The organism is Mycobacterium sp. NGS16 (genome assembly GCF_059813225.1).
The window spans coordinates 56633-76389 of record NZ_JCALEE010000009.1 but is presented as its reverse complement, the minus strand read 5'-3'; the positions used below and the strand labels follow the sequence as shown (position 1 = coordinate 76389).

20 protein-coding genes are annotated in these 19757 nt (G+C 69.0%); 13 read left to right on the top strand and 7 right to left on the bottom strand.

Annotated features, from left to right (window positions below):
- Positions 1-14 precede the first annotated feature (14 nt).
- On the bottom strand, positions 15-1568 hold the full coding sequence (locus AC5Y4Q_RS18135) for an MFS transporter (RefSeq protein WP_064921497.1): 1554 nt from the start codon (positions 1566-1568) through the stop codon (positions 15-17).
- Positions 1568-2266 carry an LppX_LprAFG lipoprotein gene (locus tag AC5Y4Q_RS18130; RefSeq protein WP_064921496.1) on the bottom strand — a complete coding sequence of 233 codons (699 nt, stop codon included), beginning with the start codon at positions 2264-2266 and terminating at the stop codon, positions 1568-1570. The genes AC5Y4Q_RS18135 and AC5Y4Q_RS18130 overlap by 1 nt, the downstream gene beginning before the upstream one ends.
- A gap of 52 nt (positions 2267-2318) precedes the next feature.
- Here AC5Y4Q_RS18130 and AC5Y4Q_RS18125 point away from each other — a divergent pair, with 52 nt between their 5' ends.
- Positions 2319-2921: a riboflavin synthase gene (locus tag AC5Y4Q_RS18125; protein WP_064921495.1), complete on the top strand. Its 603-nt coding sequence runs from the start codon at positions 2319-2321 to the stop codon at positions 2919-2921.
- Here the strand turns inward: AC5Y4Q_RS18125 and AC5Y4Q_RS18120 are convergent.
- A complete protein-coding gene (locus AC5Y4Q_RS18120; protein WP_065019351.1) occupies positions 2904-3101 on the bottom strand; it encodes a DUF732 domain-containing protein in 198 nt (65 codons plus the stop codon). The two genes, AC5Y4Q_RS18125 and AC5Y4Q_RS18120, sit on opposite strands and share 18 nt — an antisense overlap.
- Before the next feature lie 280 nt (positions 3102-3381).
- Between AC5Y4Q_RS18120 and AC5Y4Q_RS18115 the strand changes: the two genes are divergently transcribed.
- From AC5Y4Q_RS18115 to secG, 12 genes are all read left to right on the top strand, one after another.
- Entirely contained in the window at positions 3382-4659 is a 1278-nt protein-coding gene (locus AC5Y4Q_RS18115; protein ID WP_064921493.1) for a bifunctional 3,4-dihydroxy-2-butanone-4-phosphate synthase/GTP cyclohydrolase II, read from the top strand.
- 20 nt (positions 4660-4679) lie between these two features.
- Positions 4680-5135, top strand: coding sequence for a 6,7-dimethyl-8-ribityllumazine synthase (gene ribH, locus AC5Y4Q_RS18110; RefSeq protein ID WP_064921492.1), 456 nt, complete (start codon positions 4680-4682; stop codon positions 5133-5135).
- 50 nt (positions 5136-5185) lie between these two features.
- Entirely contained in the window at positions 5186-5626 is a 441-nt protein-coding gene (locus AC5Y4Q_RS18105; protein WP_064921509.1) for a PH domain-containing protein, read from the top strand.
- A 67-nt stretch (positions 5627-5693) separates the two neighbouring features.
- A complete protein-coding gene (gene uvrC, locus AC5Y4Q_RS18100; RefSeq protein ID WP_064921491.1) occupies positions 5694-7652 on the top strand; it encodes an excinuclease ABC subunit UvrC in 1959 nt (652 codons plus the stop codon).
- Positions 7649-8584 carry an RNase adapter RapZ gene (gene rapZ / locus AC5Y4Q_RS18095; protein ID WP_064921490.1) on the top strand — a complete coding sequence of 312 codons (936 nt, stop codon included), beginning with the start codon at positions 7649-7651 and terminating at the stop codon, positions 8582-8584. The genes uvrC and rapZ overlap by 4 nt, the downstream gene beginning before the upstream one ends.
- Positions 8585-8642: 58 nt before the next feature.
- Entirely contained in the window at positions 8643-9722 is a 1080-nt protein-coding gene (locus AC5Y4Q_RS18090; protein ID WP_499959857.1) for a YvcK family protein, read from the top strand.
- Positions 9719-10696 carry a DNA-binding protein WhiA gene (gene whiA, locus AC5Y4Q_RS18085; protein ID WP_109535646.1) on the top strand — a complete coding sequence of 326 codons (978 nt, stop codon included), beginning with the start codon at positions 9719-9721 and terminating at the stop codon, positions 10694-10696. Before AC5Y4Q_RS18090 ends, whiA begins: the two co-directional genes overlap by 4 nt.
- A 264-nt stretch (positions 10697-10960) precedes the next feature.
- Complete coding sequence (locus tag AC5Y4Q_RS18080) at positions 10961-12712, top strand: DUF3556 domain-containing protein (protein ID WP_499959856.1); 1752 nt, start codon at positions 10961-10963, stop codon at positions 12710-12712.
- A gap of 47 nt (positions 12713-12759) precedes the next feature.
- Positions 12760-13782, top strand: a complete 1023-nt coding sequence (gene gap / locus AC5Y4Q_RS18075) for a type I glyceraldehyde-3-phosphate dehydrogenase (protein WP_064921486.1) — start codon at positions 12760-12762, stop codon at positions 13780-13782.
- Between the two features lie 13 nt (positions 13783-13795).
- Positions 13796-15034 carry a phosphoglycerate kinase gene (locus tag AC5Y4Q_RS18070; RefSeq protein ID WP_064921485.1) on the top strand — a complete coding sequence of 413 codons (1239 nt, stop codon included), beginning with the start codon at positions 13796-13798 and terminating at the stop codon, positions 15032-15034.
- Positions 15031-15816 carry a triose-phosphate isomerase gene (gene tpiA, locus AC5Y4Q_RS18065; RefSeq protein WP_064921484.1) on the top strand — a complete coding sequence of 262 codons (786 nt, stop codon included), beginning with the start codon at positions 15031-15033 and terminating at the stop codon, positions 15814-15816. The genes AC5Y4Q_RS18070 and tpiA overlap by 4 nt, the downstream gene beginning before the upstream one ends.
- A 29-nt stretch (positions 15817-15845) precedes the next feature.
- Positions 15846-16079 carry a preprotein translocase subunit SecG gene (secG, locus tag AC5Y4Q_RS18060; protein ID WP_046188054.1) on the top strand — a complete coding sequence of 78 codons (234 nt, stop codon included), beginning with the start codon at positions 15846-15848 and terminating at the stop codon, positions 16077-16079.
- Positions 16080-16106: 27 nt separating this feature from the next.
- Here the strand turns inward: secG and AC5Y4Q_RS18055 are convergent, their stop codons facing one another.
- Genes AC5Y4Q_RS18055 through zwf form a run of 4 tightly spaced genes read right to left on the bottom strand, consistent with a single transcriptional unit; the run spans position 16107 to position 19755 of the window.
- The gene (locus AC5Y4Q_RS18055) at positions 16107-16502 is read right to left on the bottom strand and encodes a hypothetical protein (protein WP_064921483.1); all 396 of its coding nucleotides are present in this window, start codon (positions 16500-16502) and stop codon (positions 16107-16109) included.
- Between the two features lie 33 nt (positions 16503-16535).
- Entirely contained in the window at positions 16536-17282 is a 747-nt protein-coding gene (gene pgl, locus AC5Y4Q_RS18050; RefSeq protein WP_499959852.1) for a 6-phosphogluconolactonase, read from the bottom strand.
- Positions 17279-18199 carry a glucose-6-phosphate dehydrogenase assembly protein OpcA gene (opcA, locus tag AC5Y4Q_RS18045; RefSeq protein ID WP_064921508.1) on the bottom strand — a complete coding sequence of 307 codons (921 nt, stop codon included), beginning with the start codon at positions 18197-18199 and terminating at the stop codon, positions 17279-17281. The genes pgl and opcA overlap by 4 nt, the downstream gene beginning before the upstream one ends.
- Positions 18199-19755 carry a glucose-6-phosphate dehydrogenase gene (gene zwf, locus AC5Y4Q_RS18040; RefSeq protein ID WP_064921481.1) on the bottom strand — a complete coding sequence of 519 codons (1557 nt, stop codon included), beginning with the start codon at positions 19753-19755 and terminating at the stop codon, positions 18199-18201. Before zwf ends, opcA begins: the two co-directional genes overlap by 1 nt.
- Positions 19756-19757: the final 2 nt, after the last annotated feature.

Below are 19757 nucleotides of genomic sequence, written 5' to 3'. Positions count from 1 at the left end.
GCTGGGAGCCGCTTTCAGCGGGCGAGGCTGGCTTGCGCTTCGGGCAGCTCCGGGTCCTCGGCGTGGTCGGCGTTGCTGCCGATGAACAACCCGAGCACGGCGCCCACCACACAGACCAGCGCGGTGATCCCGAAGATCTCGCCGTACATCATGGCGAACGCCAGCTTGGAGTTGTGCGCGGTCGCGGCCATCTTCTCGGCCAGGCTGCCCCCGGGAACCTTCGGGATGCCGGCCAGGATCTGGTTGAACCGGTACAGCCCCCACGCCGACAGGGCGGCCATCCCGACCAGCATGCCCGTCATCCGGGCCACCACCACACCGGATGCGGCGATGCCGTGTTCGCGGGGCGGCACCGCCCGCATCACCGCCGACGTCAGCGGGCCGATCACCAGGCCCAGCCCGAAGCCGGCCAGCATCTGATCGGTGTCCAGGGCCGGCAGCGAGAACAGTCCGAAGAAATCGTGCCGGTAGGCCAGCAGATCAACGGGCCATTTCGAGATCAGCCAGTAGCCGCCGGCGGCGATCAGCAGGCCGACGAACGTCACCGACCGGTCCCCGGCCCGGGTCGCGATCCAGCCGCCGATCAGCGCACCCACCGGCAACGCGATCAGGAACCGCAGCAGCAGCCCGGCGGCCTCGTTCTGTGTCATGCCCAGGACGCCCTGCCCGAACAGCTCGACGTCGACCAGCGTCACCATCAGCGCCGCCCCGGCACACACCGAGGCGCCCAGCGCCGCCATAAAGGGCCCGAAGCGGGCGCCGGTCGGGTCGATCAGCTTGGTGCGGGCGAACCGCTCCCAGACCGCGAACACCACGGTAGCCACCAGGGCCGCCCCCAGCACCGGCAGCCCCCAGTCGGGCAGGGCCTGCTTGGCGCTGGGTTCGGGGTTGTACAGCCCGACCACGGCCAGGCCCAGCGCCACCGCCAGCAGCAGGCCGCCGACGACGTCGACGCGTTCGGGCGGAGCCCCGTCTTCGGCGGCCTCGGCCCGCGACGGCAGGCTGAAGTGGATCATCACCATGGCGATCGCGGTCAGCGGCACGTTGATCCAGAACACGTCGCGCCAGTCGCGCAGCAACCAGACGATGAAGATGCCGTACAGCGGGCCGAGCACACTGCCCAGCTCCTGGGCGGCGCCGATCCCGCCGAGCACCCCGGCCCGGTTGCGCTGCGACCAGAGGTCAGCGCCGAGCGCCAGGGTCACCGGCAGCAGGGCGCCGCTGGCGATGCCCTGGATGGTGCGGCCCACCACCAGCATCGACAGGTCCGTCGACAGCGCCGTCACCACCGAGCCGACCGCGAAGGTGGCCAGGCTGACCTGCAGCAGCAGCTTGCGGCCGAACCGGTCAGAGGCCCGGCCCAGCAGCGGCATCGCGGCGATGTAGCCGAGCAGGTAGCAGGTGATGATCGGGGTGAGCTGCTGGATCTTGTTGATCGGGATGCCGACACCGGCCGGCTGCGGCGCCATGATGTCGCGCATGATCGTGACCACGACATAGGTGTCGAGGGCGCCGAGCAGGACCGCGAGGCTGCCTGCGCTGATCGCGAGTCGGCGATTGACCCGCATTACGCTCCTGCCGGCTTGTCGACGCTGACCGGGGCGTTCCAGTTCGACAGCGTCATCTGGATCGAGTTACCCGCGCTGGGGTCGAGCTTGGCCTGCACCAGCTGGTGGTCGCCCTCCTCCTGGATCCAGACCGTGCACGGTGTCGGGGCGGTGGCCTTGAGCTGCGGTGCCAGCTTGTTCACCTCGTCGGCGGGCGCCTCACCGGTGACCCGGATCGTCTTCTGGCCGTTGATGGTGTCGCGGCCCTGCGCCTTCGGGTCCTTGAGGTTGGCCAGCATGTTGGCCAACCCCTTGTCCGGGCTCAAGATCGCGGCCACGTCGTAGATCTTGTCGGCGGCGCCGTAGTTGTCGTAGTCGTCTCCGGTGATCGCCGCGAACAGGTCGCCGTCGATCACGATGAACTTGGCGTCGACGTCGCTGCCCAGCATGGTGATCGTCGCGCTGCCCTTGGCGGCGGTGGTCGGCTCGTTGGTCAGGTCACCCTCGAGGGTCTTGACCGGCAGGTTCTTGATCTGGCCGGTTACCGACAGCGCCAGGTGCGCGCTCTTGAGGTCGGCGGTGGTGGTGGCGGACTCCTTGACCAGCGTCGTCGCGTCCGGCAACGGGCCGCCGCTGTCCTTGGATGAGCAGCCGGCGAACAGCGCGGCGGCGGTGGTGGCGGTTGCCAGGGCAATCAGAAGTCTGCGCATGGCAGACATCGTATCGAGGCCGGCCTGCCGGGACGGTCTACCACCGACATAGCCTGATGTGATGTTCACCGGAATCGTCGAAGAACTGGGCGAGCTGGTCGGCCGGGAAGAGCTGGCTGACGCCGCGCGCCTGGTCATCGCCGGACCCACCGTCACCTCCGACGCCCGCCACGGCGATTCGATCGCCGTCAACGGGGTGTGCCTGACCGTGGTCGAGGTGCTGCCCGGCGGCCGGTTCTCCGCCGACGTGATGCGGGAGACCCTGGACCGCTCCAGCCTGGACAAACTGCAGGTGGGTGGCCGGGTCAACCTGGAGCGGGCGGCCGCGCTGGGCAGCCGGCTGGGCGGGCACATCGTGCAGGGCCACGTCGACGGCACCGGGACCGTGGTGGCCCGCACCCCCGGACAGCACTGGGAGGTGGTGCGCATCGCGCTGCCGGCCGCGTTGGCCCGCTACGTGGTGGAGAAGGGCTCGATCACCGTCGACGGCACCTCGCTGACGGTCTCGGCGCTCGGCCGCGACCCCGACGACTTCTTTGAGGTCTCGCTGATTCCGACCACCCTGGAGCTGACCACCCTGGGCCGCGCGCCGGTCGGCACGGTGGTCAATCTCGAGGTGGATGTCATCGCCAAATACGTCGAGCGGCTACTGGCTCGGGATTAGGGACCAGCTGTCGCGGCACAGGAAATGCTGGGCGGCATCGACGATCGTCGGGGTCCAGGGCGGGCTGATGCCGCGGCCGGAGTCGATGATGCGTTGTGGGTTCATCCCCTCATGTATCAGGGCGCAGTCGTGGTAATCCGAACCGAGCACACCGTCCGGGTTCAGGTTCGAGTACGGCACACCGCTTCGTCGTCGCCGTCGGCGGCGGGTGCGGGCCCGGCGAACCCGGCCCCTTTCCGCGGCTCGCACCGTTGAGCACCAGCGGCTCGGCCCGCCGATCGCCCGGGTGCACGCGGCGGTCGCCGGCTTCGGCTTCCCCGCCTCGGGGCACGCTGCGCCGCTGGGTGCGATGGGTGGAATTACGACTGGGCTCGCGCGGTAGTTCATACTTGACTGAAGCCGCTGCTCGGGCGTCAGGTATCCGCTGCGCTCCGACGGCGAACGACCCAAGGTGGCATAGATGACGAAGTTGGACACCGTCGAGCGGGCGGTTGCCGACATCGCGGCCGGCAAGGCCGTCGTCGTCATCGACGACGAGGACCGGGAGAACGAAGGCGACCTGATCTTCGCCGCCGAGAAGGCCACCCCGGAACTGGTGGCGTTCATGGTGCGCTACACCTCCGGGTACTTGTGCGTGCCGCTGGACGGTGCGATCTGCGACAAGCTCGGCCTGCTGCCGATGTACGCGGTGAACCAGGACAAGCACGGCACCGCCTACACCGTCACCGTGGACGCCAAGAACAATGTGGGCACCGGGATTTCGGCCTCGGACCGGGCCACGACCATGCGCCTGCTGGCCGACCCGGGCAGTGTCGCCGACGATTTCACCCGCCCCGGTCACGTGGTGCCGTTGCGCGCCAAGGACGGCGGGGTGCTGCGCCGCCCCGGGCACACCGAGGCCGCGGTCGACCTGGCCCGGATGGCCGGGCTGCAGCCGGCCGGGGCGATCTGCGAGATCGTCAGCCAAAAAGACGAGGGCGCGATGGCCAAGACCGATGAGCTGCGGGTCTTCGCCGACGAACACGGCCTGGCGATGATCTCGATCGCCGACATGATCGAGTGGCGCCGCAAACACGAAAAGCACATCGAGCGGGTCGCCGAAGCCCGCATCCCGACCCGCCACGGTGAGTTCCGGGCGGTCGGCTACACCAGCATCTACGAGGACGTCGAGCACGTCGCGCTGGTTCGCGGCGAGATCGCCGGCCCGCACAACGACGGCGACGACGTGCTGGTCCGGGTGCACTCCGAATGCCTGACCGGCGACGTGTTCGGTTCACGGCGGTGCGACTGCGGGCCGCAGCTCGACGCCGCGCTGGCGATGGTGGCCCACGAGGGCCGCGGGGTGGTGCTCTATATGCGCGGGCACGAGGGCCGCGGCATCGGGCTGCTGCACAAGCTGCAGGCCTACCAGCTGCAGGACGCCGGCGACGACACCGTCGACGCCAACCTCAAGCTGGGCTTGCCGGCCGACGCCCGCGACTACGGCATCGGGGCGCAGATCCTGGTGGACCTAGGGGTCCGTTCCATGCGCCTGCTCACCAACAACCCGGCCAAGCGGGTCGGCCTGGACGGCTACGGGCTGCACATCATCGAGCGGGTGCCGCTGCCGGTGCGAGCCAACGCCGAGAACATCCGCTACCTGAAGACCAAACGTGACCGGATGGGCCACGAGTTGACAGGGCTGGAGGACTTCGACGAATCCTCGCACCTGCCAGACGAATTCGGCGGAGCGCTGTGAGCGGTAGCGGTGTGCCGGACATGCCGGCGCTCGACGCCTCCGGTGTGCGCCTGGCGATCGTGGCCAGCACCTGGCACACCCGGATCTGTGATGCCCTGCTGGCCGGTGCGGTCAGGGTTGCCGGCGACGCCGGCGTCGCCGAACCCACGGTGGTACGGGTGCTCGGGGCGATCGAGATCCCGGTGGTGGCCCAGGAGGTGGCCCGCAACCACGACGCGGTGGTCGCCCTCGGCGTGGTGATCCGCGGTGGCACACCGCATTTCGACTACGTCTGCGACGCGGTGACCCAGGGCCTGACGCGGGTGTCGCTGGATGCGGCAACACCGGTGGCCAACGGGGTGCTCACCGTCAACGACGAGCAGCAGGCGCTGGACCGCGCCGGGCTGCCCGGTTCGGCCGAGGACAAGGGCGCCCAAGCCGCCGCGGCCGCGCTGAGCACGGCGCTGACCCTGCGCGACCTGCGCGCCGTGCTGTGACGGGCCCGTCCGGGCCCCAGCAGTGGGAGCTGCAGGTGCGCCCGCGCCTGATGCGCATCGGCTTGTGGAGCGCAGCCATCCTGATCGTCGTGATCCACGTCGTGGTGAGCTTTCTGCTGACGATCCGCTCCAGCGGGGTGATCTTTCGCACCTACGACCGGGTGGCGGTCGTGGTGCTGGGCGTCATCGTGGCCGGCTCGCTGCTGCTGTGGACGCGGGCCCGGGTGCGGGCGGGAGCGTCCGGGGTGTCGGTGTGCAACGGGCTCGGCGATCGGTTGATCCCGTGGTCGCAGGTGGTCGGCGTGTCCTTCCCGCCGGGCAAACGCTGGGCCCGGCTGGAGCTGCCCGACGACGAATACATTCCGCTGGTGGCCATCCAGTCCGCCGACAAAGAGCACGCCGTGGCGGCCATGCGTACGCTGCGGGCCCTGATCGCGCGTTACCGGCCCCCTGGCGAGAAGTCCCCCGCAAACGGGAGCTGCCCCCGGTGAAACCCGCTGTTTCGCCTGACAAAAGGGGCTTTCACGCCTGCTCGCCGTAGAAAGTAGCCTGGTAGCCGTGCCCGACCCCGCGACCTATCGCCCGGCGCCCGGCTCCATTCCCGTCGAGCCCGGCGTCTACCGATTCGTCGATCCGCACGGCCGGGTCATCTACGTGGGCAAGGCGAAAAGCCTGCGGTCGCGGCTGACGTCGTACTTCGCCGACGTCGCCGGCCTGCACCCGCGCACCCGCCAGATGGTGACCACCGCGGCAGGCGTGGAGTGGACGGTGGTCAACACCGAGGTCGAGGCGCTGCAGCTGGAATACAACTGGATCAAGGAGTTCGATCCGCGGTTCAACGTCCGCTACCGCGACGACAAGACCTACCCGGTATTGGCGGTCACCCTCAACGAGGAGTACCCGCGGCTGATGGTCTACCGCGGGCCGCGCCGCAAAGGGGTGCGCTACTTCGGGCCCTACTCACACGCCTGGGCCATCCGGGAAACCCTGGACCTGCTGCTGCGGGTGTTTCCGGCCCGCACCTGCTCGGCGGGGGTGTTCAAGCGCCACCGGCAGATCGGCCGGCCCTGCCTGCTGGGCTACATCGGCAAGTGCGCGGCACCGTGTATCGGGCGGGTCAGCGCCGAGGAACACCGGCGGATCGTGGACGACTTCTGCGATTTTTTGGCCGGCAAGACCGACCGCCTGGTTCGCAGCCTCGAACAGGAGATGCTGGCCGCTTCCGACCAACTCGATTTCGAGCGGGCCGCGCGGCTGCGGGACGATGTTTCGGCGCTGAAACGAGCCCTGGAGAAGCAGGCCGTGGTGCTCGGTGACGGCACCGACGCCGACGTGGTGGCCTTCGCGGACGACGAGTTGGAGGCGGCGGTCCAGGTGTTCCACGTGCGCGGCGGGCGGGTGCGCGGCCAGCGTGGCTGGATCGTCGAAAAGCCCGGCGATCCGGGCGATTCCGAGAACTCCCTGGAGCAGCTCGTCGAGCAGTTCGTCACCCAGTTCTACGGCGATCAGGCCGAACTGGGGGGATCCGCGGACGAGCCGACCAATCCGGTGCCCCGCGAAGTGCTGGTGCCCTGCCTGCCGGCCAACGCCGAGGAGTTGGTCAGCTGGCTGTCAGACCTGCGGGGCTCGCGGGTGTCGCTGCGGGTGCCGTTGCGCGGTGACAAGCGCGCACTGGCCGAGACCGTCGAGCGAAACGCCAAAGAAGCGCTGCAACAACACAAGTTGAAGCGAGCCGGGGATTTCACCGCCAGATCCGCTGCGCTGCAGAACATTCAGGAGGCACTGGGTCTGCCCGATGCGCCGCTGCGCATTGAATGCGTGGACATCAGCCATGTGCAGGGCACCGACGTGGTCGGATCCCTGGTGGTGTTCGAGGACGGACTGCCCCGTAAGTCGGACTATCGCCACTTCGCGATCCGCGAGGCCGCCGGCGAGGGCCGCTCCGACGACGTGGCCTCGATCGCCGAGGTGACCCGCCGCCGGTTCCGTCGCCATCTGGACCCTGAAGTGCTTGCCCCGGAAGGCAAATCACGAAAGTTCGCCTATCCGCCGAACCTCTACGTGGTGGACGGCGGCGCGCCGCAGGTCAATGCCGCGGCAGCGGTGCTCGCCGAGCTCGGTATCACCGACGTCGCGACCATCGGCCTGGCCAAGCGCCTGGAGGAGGTGTGGGTGCCCTCCGAGCCGGACCCCGTCATCCTGCCGAGGCAGAGCGAAGGCCTGTATCTGCTGCAGCGGATCCGTGACGAAGCCCACCGGTTCGCCATCACCTACCATCGCAGCAAACGCTCCAAGCGGATGACCGCCTCGGTGCTCGACGCGGTGCCGGGCCTCGGCGAGCACCGGCGCAAGGTGCTGATCTCGCATTTCGGCTCGGTGGCACGGTTGAAAAAGGCTACCGTCGAGGAGCTCACCTCGATCCCGGGAATCGGCGCGGCGACCGCGGCGGCCGTTCTCGAGGCGCTGGGGGCCGACGGCGCGACGGGCGCCGCTGAACAGCAACGGATGTCGGGATGACCACGGACACACCTAAAGGCGTGCGGGAGCGCGACGTCGCCGGCCCCGGTGACGGCGCCGGTATCGACGTGGTGCTGGTCACCGGACTCTCCGGCGCCGGGCGCGGCACCGCGGCCAAGGTGCTCGAGGACCTGGGCTGGTACGTCGCCGACAACCTGCCGCCAGACCTGATCACCCGGATGGTGGACCTGGGCTTGGCGGCAGGCTCACGGATCACCCAGCTGGCGGTGGTGATGGATGTCCGCTCGGCCGGGTTCACCGGAGACCTGGACTCAGTGCGCAACGAGCTGGCGACGCGCGGCATCAATCCGCGGGTGCTGTTCATGGAGGCCGGCGACGACGTGCTGATTCGCCGCTACGAACACAACCGCCGCAGCCATCCGCTGCAGGGCCAACAGACGCTGGCCGAGGGCATCTCCGCCGAACGGGTCATGCTCGCACCGGTCCGCGCGGTGGCCGACCTGGTCATCGACACCTCGGTGCTCAGTGTGCGCGAGTTGCGGGCCAGCATCGAGGAGATGTTCGGCGGGGACGCCGTGACCGCGCCCACCTCCATTACGGTCGAGTCCTTCGGCTACAAGTACGGCCTGCCGATGGACGCCGACATGGTGATGGATGTGCGGTTCCTGCCCAACCCGCACTGGGTCGACGAACTGCGCCCGCACACCGGCCAGCACCCGGCGGTGCGCGACTACGTGCTGAGCCAGCCGGGTGCGGACGAATTCCTCGAGGCCTACCATCGGCTGCTGTCCTTGGTGGTGGGCGGCTATCGACGAGAGGGAAAGCGATACATGACCGTGGCCATCGGGTGCACCGGCGGCAAACACCGCAGTGTGGCCATCGCGGAGGCGCTGGCGACGCGGTTGGACACCCAGGACGACAAGGACGAGCTGTCGGTGCGGGTGCTGCACCGGGATCTGGGCCGCGAATGAGTTGCGCCGGCGACGATGCACAGCGGAGCTTGCGAAGCGATGAGGAGGAGCGGCGCCAATGAGCGTTGAGCCCGCCCACGGCAACCCGAGCATCGTGGCGCTCGGCGGCGGGCACGGCCTGTACGCGACACTGTCGGCCGCCCGTCGGCTCACGCCGCACGTCACCGCGGTGGTCACCGTGGCCGACGACGGCGGCTCCTCGGGCCGGTTGCGCAGTGAACTGGACGTGGTGCCGCCGGGCGATCTGCGGATGGCGCTGGCGGCGCTGGCCTCCGACAGCCCCGCCGGACGGCTGTGGGCAACCATCCTGCAGCACCGGTTCGGCGGCACCGGTGCGCTGGCCGGCCACCCGATCGGCAACCTGCTGCTGGCCGGCCTCAACGAGGTGCTGGCCGACCCGGTGGCGGCGCTCGACGAGCTGGGCCGGATGCTGGGGGTCAAGGGGCGGGTGCTGCCGATGTGCCCGATCGCGCTGCAGATCGAAGCCGACGTCTCCGGCCTCGACGCCGACCCGCGGCTGTTCGAGGTGATCCGGGGCCAGGTGGCGATCGCGACCACCCCGGGCAAGGTGCGCCGGGTCCGGTTGCTGCCGGGCAATCCGCCGGCCACCCGCCAGGCCGTCGACGCCATCATGTCCGCGGACCTGGTGGTACTGGGGCCGGGGTCGTGGTTCACCAGCGTCATCCCGCACCTGCTGGTGCCCGGGCTGGCGACGGCGCTGCAGAGCACCACGGCCCGGCGCGCTCTGGTGCTCAACCTGGTCGCCGAACCGGGGGAGACCGCGGGATTCTCGGTGGAGCGGCACTTGCACGTGTTGGCCCAGCATGCGCCCGGATTCACCGTCGACCACATCATCATCGACGCCGGGCGGGTGCCCAGTGAGCGCGAACGCGAACAGCTGCGCCGGGCCGCGACCTTGTTCGCGGCGGAGGTTCGGTTCGTCGACGTGGCCCGACCTGGTACACCTTTACATGACCCAGGAAAGTTGGCGGCAGCGCTGGACGGGGATCGGGACACCGGCGCATCGTCGCTGACGATCCCGACACCGGTCGCGACGCCGGCCGAGGGCGGGGGCCGGCAATCCGGCGTGAGTGGACCGAGCGGGCTCGGGCCGGGAGGTGACAAGTCGTGGCGATGACGGCCGAAGTCAAGGACGAACTGAGCCGTCTCGTGGTCAGTTCGGTCTCGGCGCGCCGCGCCGAGGTCGCGGCATTGCTGCGCTTCGCCGGCGGGCTGCACATCGTGGCCGGCCGGGTCGTGGTCGAAGCCGAGGTGGATCTGGGTGTCATCGCGCGCCGACTGCGCAAGGACATCTTCGACCTGTACGGCTACAACGCGATAGTGCACGTGCTGTCGGCGAGCGGGATGCGCAAAAACACCCGCTACGTGCTGCGCGTCACCAAGGACGGGGAAGCGCTGGCCCGCCAGACCGGGCTGCTGGACCTGCGGGGCCGGCCGGTGCGCGGCCTGCCCGCCCAAGTCGTCGGCGGCAGCGTCGCCGACGCCGAAGCGGCTTGGCGGGGAGCATTTTTGGCGCACGGGTCGCTGACCGAGCCGGGTCGGTCCTCGGCCCTGGAGGTCGGTTGCCCCGGACCGGAGGCGGCGCTGGCGCTGGTCGGTGCGGCGCGGCGGCTCGGGGTCAGCGCCAAGGCCCGCGAAGTGCGCGGAGCGGATCGGGTGGTGGTGCGCGACGGCGAGGCGATCGGTGCGCTGCTGACGAGGATGGGCGCCCAGGACACCCGGCTGGTCTGGGAGGAGCGCCGGATCCGCCGCGAGGTGCGTGCGACCGCCAACCGGCTGGCCAACTTCGACGACGCCAACCTGCGTCGCTCGGCGCGCGCCGCGGTGGCGGCGGCGGCCCGGGTGGAACGCGCGTTGGACATTCTCGGTGACACGGTGCCCGATCATCTGGCCTCGGCCGGCCGGCTGCGCGTCGAGCACCGGCAGGCCTCGCTGGAGGAGCTGGGCCGGCTGGCCGACCCGCCGATGACCAAAGACGCAGTGGCCGGGCGTATTCGGCGGCTGTTGTCGATGGCCGACCGCAAGGCCAAGCAGGACGGCATCCCGGACACCGAGTCGGCTGTCACGCCGGAGTTGCTCGAAGACGCCTGAGGGGTCGCCAGGGGATGCGTGCATCCAGCTCCGGTGACGAGCGGCCGGGCGGCTCGACTATGTGGTGATTGCCCGGCTTTCAGCGACAACTGCTGTGCTGGAACCGAACTGGTCGGAGTTGTCGCTGAAAGGCGGGCAAACACCCTGCCGTCTGGCGGCGTGACCAGTGGGTCGGGTGCGGTCCGATCGGTGAATGAATCGCCCTCACCGTCGGACGCGTATCGCTATAACTGAACAAGTACCAGTCAGGGGAGTGAGGCCAACATGGGATTCATCGCACCGTCGGTTCCCGACGTGGACCCCGCGACATGGCGTACCACCCCGTGGCCGGCCCGGGTGCAGGTCTGCAGCCGGCACTGGGCCGAACAGGGTTTCGGCACCCCGTCTGCGGTCTATCTGCTCTACCTGCTCAAGATCGCGGCCTACACCGCCGGCGCGGCGGCGGTCATCGCGGTGACCCCGGGCCTCGGCGGGCTGGGCCGGATCACCGAATGGTGGACGCAGCCGATCGTGTATCAGAAGGCCGTCGTCTTCAGCCTGCTGTTCGAGATCCTGGGTCTGGGCTGCGGATCGGGACCACTGACCGGCCGATTCTGGCCACCGATCGGTGGTGTGTTGTATTGGTTGCGGCCCAACACGATCCGGCTGCCGCCCTGGCCGGGCAAGGTGCCGTTGACCCGTGGGGACACCCGCAGCGCCGCCGATGTGGCGCTGTATGCCAGCGTGCTGGTCGCCGGCACCTGGCTGCTGCTGTCACCGGGACAGGGTGATCCCGGGCCGGTGGGCCTGCTGAACCCGACACTGGTGGTCCCGCTGATCGTTGCCCTGGTTCTGCTGGGTCTGCGAGACAAGACCATCTTCCTGGCCGCCCGCGCCGAGCACTACGGGTTGACGCTGCTGGTGTTCTTGTTCCCCTACGTCGATCAGATGGCCGCGTTCAAGATCGTCCTCCTCGGATTGTGGTGGGGCGCCGCGACATCCAAGCTCAACCATCACTTCCCGTACGTGGTGGCGGTGATGATGAGCAATAACGCTCTACTGCGGCCGAGAATCTTCACCCGCTTCAAGCAGCTGCTCTACCGCGATCACGTGAACGACCTGCGGCCCACCCGGATTCCGCAGCTGATGGCGCACGTCGGGGGCACCACCGCCGAGTTCATCGTGCCGGCGCTGCTGGTGTTCGTCGCCGCAGATCACCCGTGGCGCTGGTTGCTGATCGCGTTCATGGTGATCTTTCACCTCAACATCATCTCCAACCTCCCGATGGGAGTGCCGTTGGAATGGAACGTGTTCTTTCTGTTCTCGCTGTTCTTCCTGTTCGGCCAACACGCCGAAATCAGCGTGTACGACCTGCATTCGCCACTGCTGCTAGCCCTGTTGCTCACCGGCCTGGTGGTCCTCCCGATCGCGGGAAACTTGTTCCCGCAGCAGATTTCGTTCCTGCCGGCGATGCGCTACTACGCCGGGAACTGGGCGACCAGCTTGTGGTGCTTCCGCGCCGGTGCCGAGGACATCCTGGAAGCCAACGTCGTCAAGAGCTCAGCGCTGGTCATCAACCAGCTGGCCAAGCTCTATGACCGGTCCACCGCCGAGCTGGTGGGCGACAAGGTCGCAGGAGCGTTCCGCGCCATGCACCTGCACGGCCGCGCGCTCAACGGGCTGCTGCCGCGAGCACTCGAGAACGAAGCCGACTACAGCATCCGCGACGGCGAGATCATCGCCGGGCCGCTGATCGGGTGGAACTTCGGGGAGGGTCACCTGCACAACGAGCAGCTGCTGGCGGCGGTGCAGCGCCGCTGCCGCTTCGCCGACGGCGACCTGCGGGTGATCGTGTTGGAGGGCCAACCCATTCACCGCAAGGAGCAGGCCTACCGCATCCTCGACGCCCAATCCGGGCTGATCGAAGCCGGCTACGTGGCGGTGGCCGACATGCTCAGCCGCCAACCCTGGCCCGAACCCGGCGACGAGTTCCCGGTCCGGCGTACCGAAGGACCTGTGGGTTCCATCACGCACTAGGCTGGCGTCGAGTACACCAGCAAACTAGGCGACACGAGGAGAGACCAGTGACGGTCCGGGTAGGCGTGAACGGCTTCGGCCGCATCGGGCGCAACTTCTTCAGGGCATTGGACGCGCAGAAAGCCCAGGGCAGCAATACCGACATCGAGATCGTCGCGGTCAACGACCTGACCGACAACGCCAGCCTGGCGCACCTGCTGAAATTCGACTCCATCCTGGGCCGGCTGCCCCACGACGTCAGCCTCGAGGGCGACGACACCATCGTCGTCGGCAACACCAAGATCAAGGCGCTGGAGGTCAAAGAAGGCCCAGCCGCGCTGCCCTGGGGCGACCTGGGCGTCGACGTCGTCGTCGAGTCCACCGGCATCTTCACCAACGCCGCCAAGGCCAAGGGTCACCTGGACGCCGGGGCCAAGAAGGTGATCATCTCCGCGCCGGCCACCGATGAGGACATCACCATCGTGCTGGGCGTCAACGACGACAAGTACGACGGCAGCCAGAACATCATCTCCAACGCCTCGTGCACCACGAACTGCCTGGGCCCGCTGGCCAAGGTGCTCAACGACGAGTTCGGCATCGTCAAGGGCCTGATGACCACCGTCCACGCCTACACCCAGGATCAGAACCTGCAGGACGGTCCGCACTCCGACCTGCGCCGGGCGCGGGCGGCCGCGGTCAACATCGTGCCCACCTCCACCGGCGCCGCCAAAGCGATCGGCCTGGTGCTGCCCGAGCTGAAGGGCAAGCTGGACGGCTACGCGCTGCGGGTGCCCATCCCCACCGGCTCGGTCACCGACCTGACCGCCGAGCTGAGCAAGTCTGCCTCGATCGCCGACATCAACGCGGCGATGAAGGCCGCCGCCGACGGACCGATGAAGGGCATCCTGAAGTACTACGACGCCCCGATCGTCTCCAGCGACATCGTCACCGACCCGCACAGCTCGCTCTACGACGCCGGGCTGACCAAGGTGATCGACAACCAGGCCAAGGTGGTCTCCTGGTACGACAACGAGTGGGGCTACTCCAACCGGCTGGTCGACCTGGTCTCCCTCGTCGGCAAGTCGCTGTAACGCGATCGTGGCTGTGTCTTCGGTCAAGGCTGTTTCAGAACTGATCGCCGAGGGAGTTTCGGGTCGGGGCGTGTTGGTGCGCTCCGACCTGAACGTCCCCCTCGACGGTGACACGATCACCGACCCGGGCCGGATCACCGCCTCGGTGCCCACCCTGCGCGCGCTGGTCGAGGCCGGCGCCAAGGTGGTGGTGACCGCGCACCTGGGCCGCCCCAAGGGCCAGCCCGACCCGAAGCTGTCGCTGGCGCCGGTCGCCAAGGCGCTCGGTGAGCAGCTGGGCCGCCACGTCCAGCTGGCCGGTGATGTGGTCGGCACCGATGCGCTGGCCCGCGCCGAAGGCCTTACCGACGGTGACGTGCTGCTGCTGGAGAACATCCGGTTCGACCCCCGCGAGACCAGCAAGGACGACAACGAGCGCCTCGCGCTGGCCCGGGCACTGGCCGAGCTGGTCGCCGCCCCGGACGGTTCACCGGGGGCGTTCGTCTCCGACGGTTTTGGGGTGGTGCACCGCAAGCAGGCCTCGGTCTACGACGTCGCCACCTTGCTGCCGTCCTACGCCGGGACACTGGTGGCCGCGGAGATCCAGGTGCTGCAGCAGCTGACCGAGTCGACCGAGCGCCCCTACGCGGTGGTGCTGGGCGGGTCCAAGGTCTCCGACAAACTGGGTGTGATCCAGTCGCTGGCGACCAAGGCCGATTCCATCGTCATCGGCGGCGGCATGTGCTTCACCTTCCTGGCGGCCCAGGGGTTGCCGGTGGGCACCTCGCTGCTGGAGGCCGACATGGTCGACACCTGCCGCCAGCTGTTGGAGGACTACGGTGACGTGCTGCGGCTACCGGTGGACATCGTCGTCGCCGATAAGTTCGACGCCGCCGCCACCGGCGAGGTCGTCGCGGCGGACGCCATCGGCGAGAACAAGATGGGCCTGGACATCGGTCCCGGCTCGGTGGAGCGGTTCGCCGCGCTGCTGTCGAACGCCCAGACCATCTTCTGGAATGGCCCGATGGGGGTGTTCGAGTTCCCGGCATTCGCCGCCGGCACCAAGGGCGTGGCCGAGGCGATCGCGGCGGCCACCGGCAAGGGCGCGTTCAGCGTCGTCGGCGGCGGGGACTCCGCCGCGGCGGTGCGAGCCCTGGGTCTGAACGAAGACGGTTTCTCGCACATCTCCACCGGAGGCGGGGCGTCGCTGGAATACCTTGAGGGCAAAGCACTGCCGGGCCTGCAGGCCTTGGAGACCGGAGGGGCGCAATGAGTCGCAAACCGCTGATCGCCGGCAACTGGAAGATGAACCTCAACCATTTCGAGGCGATCGCGCTGGTGCAGAAGGTGGCGTTCTCGCTGCCGGACAAGTACTACGACAAGGTCGACGTGACGGTGCTGCCGCCGTTCACCGACCTGCGCAGCGTGCAGACTCTGGTTGACGGGGACAAGCTGCGGCTGACCTTCGGTGCCCAGGACCTCTCGCCGCACGACTCCGGTGCCTATACCGGTGAGATCAGCGGGGCGTTCCTGGCCAAGCTGGGCTGCAGCTACGTCGTCGTCGGGCACTCCGAGCGGCGCAGCTACCACGGCGAGGACGACGCGCTGGTGGCCGCCAAGGCGGCCGCCGCGCTCAAACACGGCCTGACCCCGATCATCTGCATCGGCGAGCACCTGGAGATCCGGGAGGCCGGTGGCCATGTCGAGCACTGCCTGGACCAGTTGCGTGGCTCGCTGGCCGGCCTGTCCGCCGACCAGATCGCCCAGAGTGTCATCGCCTACGAGCCGGTGTGGGCGATCGGCACCGGCCGGGTCGCCGGTGCCGCCGATGCCCAGGAGGTGTGTGCGGAGGTGCGCGCGGAGCTGGGCAAGCTCGCCTCGCCCAAAATCGCCGACACGGTCCGGGTGCTCTACGGCGGTTCGGTCAATGCCAAGAACATCGGCGAGCTGATCGGCCAGCCCGACGTCGACGGCGGGCTGGTCGGCGGGGCGTCGCTGGACGGCGAGCAGTTCGCCATGCTGGCCGCGCTGGCCGCCGGCGGGCCCCTGCCCTGATGCGGCGCGGCGACCGGTAGGGTAGCGGCATGATCTTGACGCTGCAGATCCTCTTGGTGATCACCAGCCTGCTGGTGATTCTGCTGGTGCTGCTGCACCGCGCCAAGGGTGGCGGCCTGTCGACCCTGTTCGGCGGTGGCGTGCAGTCCAGCCTGTCCGGCTCGACGGTGGTGGAGAAGAACCTCGACCGGCTGACCTACTTCGTCATCGCCATCTGGCTGACCTCGATCATCGCGGTGGGCCTGCTGATCAAGTACGCCTGAGCCGGCCGGGCGCCGCGCAGGCGGTGGCTAGCGCACCACCCGGTTGCGCATCGCGTTGAACATGCCGCGCACCGCGTTCTCGGTCGCCGCCAACGGCGACATCGCCGTCTCGCCGACGGCGACGAGGTAGTCCATCCGGCTGACGATGGTCTCCACCGGCTCGATCAGGGCAACCAGGCGGCGGGCCAGGTCGTCGAGACTGGCCATGGTCTCGTCAAGATGGTCCAGGCCGTCACCGAGGCGTTCGACCGTGGCGTTGAGGCCGGCCAGTGAACTGTTCAAGGCGTTCATCGTGTTGCCCAGGCCACCCAGCACATCCTCGAGCTGCCCGACGGTCACGTCGGCGTTCAACGCCGCCTGCGCCAATGTCTTGAGCCGCTTGCGTTCCCCGGTGTTCGACCCTCTGTCTGCCATGTCGCTCATTATGACGTGGTGGCAAACAGCGTCGAGTCCCGGTCAGCGAGATTGCGCGGGCAGCTGCGAGGCCGCGGCCTGATCGAGCAGCCACACCGTCTGCTCGCGCCCCGTCGCGCCGGCGGCGGGCACCGAGACCGGGTCCGCACCGCCGATCGCCGCGGCCACCGCCTCGGCCTTGGCCGCCCCGGACACCACCAGCCACACCTGGCGGGAGCGGCGCACGGCGGGCAGCGTCAGCGTGATACGGCGCGGCGGCGGCTTGGGGGAGTCAGGCACCCCGACCACCAGGCGGGTGGTTTCGCGCACCGCGGGGGTGTCGGGGAACAGCGAGTTGATATGGCCCTCCGGGCCCATTCCCAGCAGGTGAACGTCGAAATCCGGTGCGGGCTGGCCGGGTTCGGCGTTGGCGGCGAGCACCTCCTGATACGCCTGCGCGGCGGCGTCGAGGTCGTCGCCGCATTCTCCGTCGCTGGCCGGCATGGCGTGCACATTGGCGGCCGGGATCTCGATGCGGCCCAGCAGCGCCTCGCGGGCCTGCTTGTCGTTGCGTTCGGCATCGTCCGCCGGGACGAACCGGTCATCGCCGAAGAACAGGTGCACGCATGTCCAGTCGATCCGTGCCGCGTGCTCGCCGAGGCGCTTGAGCAGCGCGATACCGTTGCCGCCGCCGGTCAGCACGATCAGCGCGCGGCCCCGGGCGGCGACGGCCGCCTCGATCGCATCGGCCAGCCGATCGCCGGCGGCGGCGATGAGTTCATCGGTGTCGCGGTAGGTCGCTACGGTCACAGGTACTCCACTTCCTCGAGGCCGCCCAGCGCGGAGCCGTAGATCGGGTCGGGGTCCAGCCGGCGCAGGTCTTCAGCCAGGCACTCGGCCGTCACCCGGCGTGGCAGCGGAACCAGCGCATCCGGAGTAGCGGTGCGGCTCAAGGTGGCGATCACCCCGGTTTGCGGCCGGCTCAGCACCACGGTCTCGCTGTCGCGCACCAGCTCGATCTTGAGCTCGCCCACCGCGCGGCGCACCGGCCCGTCGATGCGGCTGGCCAGCCAGCCGGCCAGAATGTCCAACGCCGGTTCGGTCGGCAGTCCGGACACCAGCGCCGAGCGGATCGGCTCATACGGCGGCTGATCCATCGCCGAGGCCAGCAGCGCCCGCCAATAGGTGATGCGACTCCACGACAGATCGGTGTCTCCGGCGGTGTAGCCGCTGCGCCGGCCCTTGATCGCCGCCAGCGGATCGGGACTGTTGGTGGCGTCGGTGATCCGCCGCACCGCCAGCGCACCCAGCGGGTCCTCGGCCGGTGCCGCCGGGGCGATCTCGGGCCACCAGGCCACCACCGGGATGTCGGGCAACAGGAACGGCACCACGACCGCGTCGGCGTGCCCGGCGAGCGGGCCGGACAGCCGCAGCACCACCACCTCGCCGGCGCCGGCGTCGCCGAACATCCGCAGCTGGGCGTCCAGCCGGGCGTGGCGGGCCTCGGTGTCGTCGGTCATCACCACGATCACCCGGCTGGGATGCTCCTGGCTGGCCATGTTGGCCGCGGCGATGGACTCGTCGAGCAGCAGGTCGTTCTCGGTGCTTCCCAAGGCGATGATCAGGCTCAGCACCCGGCCGGTTGTGGCCGCACCGACCTGCTCGCGCAACTCATCGAGTTTCTTGTTGATCGCGTTGGTGGAGGTGTCCGGCAGGTCGATGATCATCAGGGCCGCCGCCATTCCCGCCCGGAGCGCGCCAGCATCTCGAACGACGACCGGGGACCCCAGGTGCCGGCCACGTACGGCTCAGGTCCGCCGTGCTCCGCCCAGTTCTCGAGCACCGGATCCAGGATCTCCCAAGATAATTCGACTTCGGCATTGACCGGGAACAGCGACGGCTCACCGAGCAGCACGTCGAGGATCAGCCGTTCGTAGGCTTCCGGCGAATCCTCGGAGAACGCCGAGCCGTAGGAGAAGTCCATGTTGACGTCGCGGACCTCCATCAGATGGCCGGGCACCTTGGACCCGAACCGCAAGGTGATGCCCTCGTCGGGCTGCACCCGGATCACCAGGGCGTTCTTGCCCAGCTCGTCGGTCATCGTGTCGTCGAACGGCAGGTGCGGCGCCCGCTTGAACACCAGCGCGATCTCGGTGACCCGCCGGCCCAGCCGCTTTCCGGTGCGCAGGTAAAACGGCACGCCGGCCCAGCGCCGGGTATCGACCTCCAAGGTGATGGCCGCAAAGGTCTCGGTCCGGGAGTCGTGGGCGAAGCCCTCCTCGTCGAGGAGACCGACGACGTGCTCGCCGCCCTGCCAGCCGGCGGTGTACTGCCCCCGGGAGGTGGTCTCATCCAGCGGCAGCGCCAGCTTGGTCGCCGAGAGGACCTTGATCTTCTCGGCCTGCAACTCGGCGGGGGAGAAGCTGACCGGCTCCTCCATCGCGGTCAGCGCCAGCAACTGCAGCAGGTGGTTCTGGATCACGTCGCGGGCGGCGCCGATGCCGTCGTAGTAGCCGGCCCGGCCGCCCAGACCGATGTCCTCAGCCATGGTGATCTGCACATGGTCGACGTAGTGCGCGTTCCAGATCGGGTCGAACAGTTGGTTGGCGAACCGCAGCGCCAGGATGTTCTGGACGGTCTCCTTGCCCAGGTAATGGTCGATGCGAAACACCGACTCCTCCGGGAAGACGCTGTTGACCACGCTGTTGAGCTCGACCGCGCTGGCCAGGTCGTGTCCGAACGGCTTCTCGATCACCACCCGGCTCCAGCGGCCCTCCCGCGGGCGGGCCAGCCCGGACGCGTGCAGCTTCTCGCACACCACCGGGAAGGCGGCCGGCGGAATCGACAGATAGAAGGCGTGATTGCCGCCGGTGCCGCGCTCGGCGTCGAGCTCCTCGAGGGTCGCGGCCAGCTGGGCGAAGGCGGCGTCGTCGTCGAAGGTGCCTGTCACGAACCGGAATCCGGCAGCCAACCGGTCCCAGACCACTTGGCGGAACGGGGTCCGGGCGTGCTGTTTGACGGCCTGGTAGACCACGTCGGCGAAGTCCTCGTCGGCCCAGTCCCGGCGGGCGAACCCGACCAGGGCGAAGGTCGGCGGTAGCAGCCCGCGGTTGGCCAGGTCGTAGATCGCCGGCATCAGCTTGCGCCGGGCGAGGTCGCCGGTGACCCCGAAGATCACCACGCCGCACGGGCCGGCGATCCGGGGCAACCGCTTATCCCGCTTGTCCCGCAGCGGGTTCTGCCACCCCGCGGAGGTGTTGCGCGCTGACCCTGCGCCCGCCATCA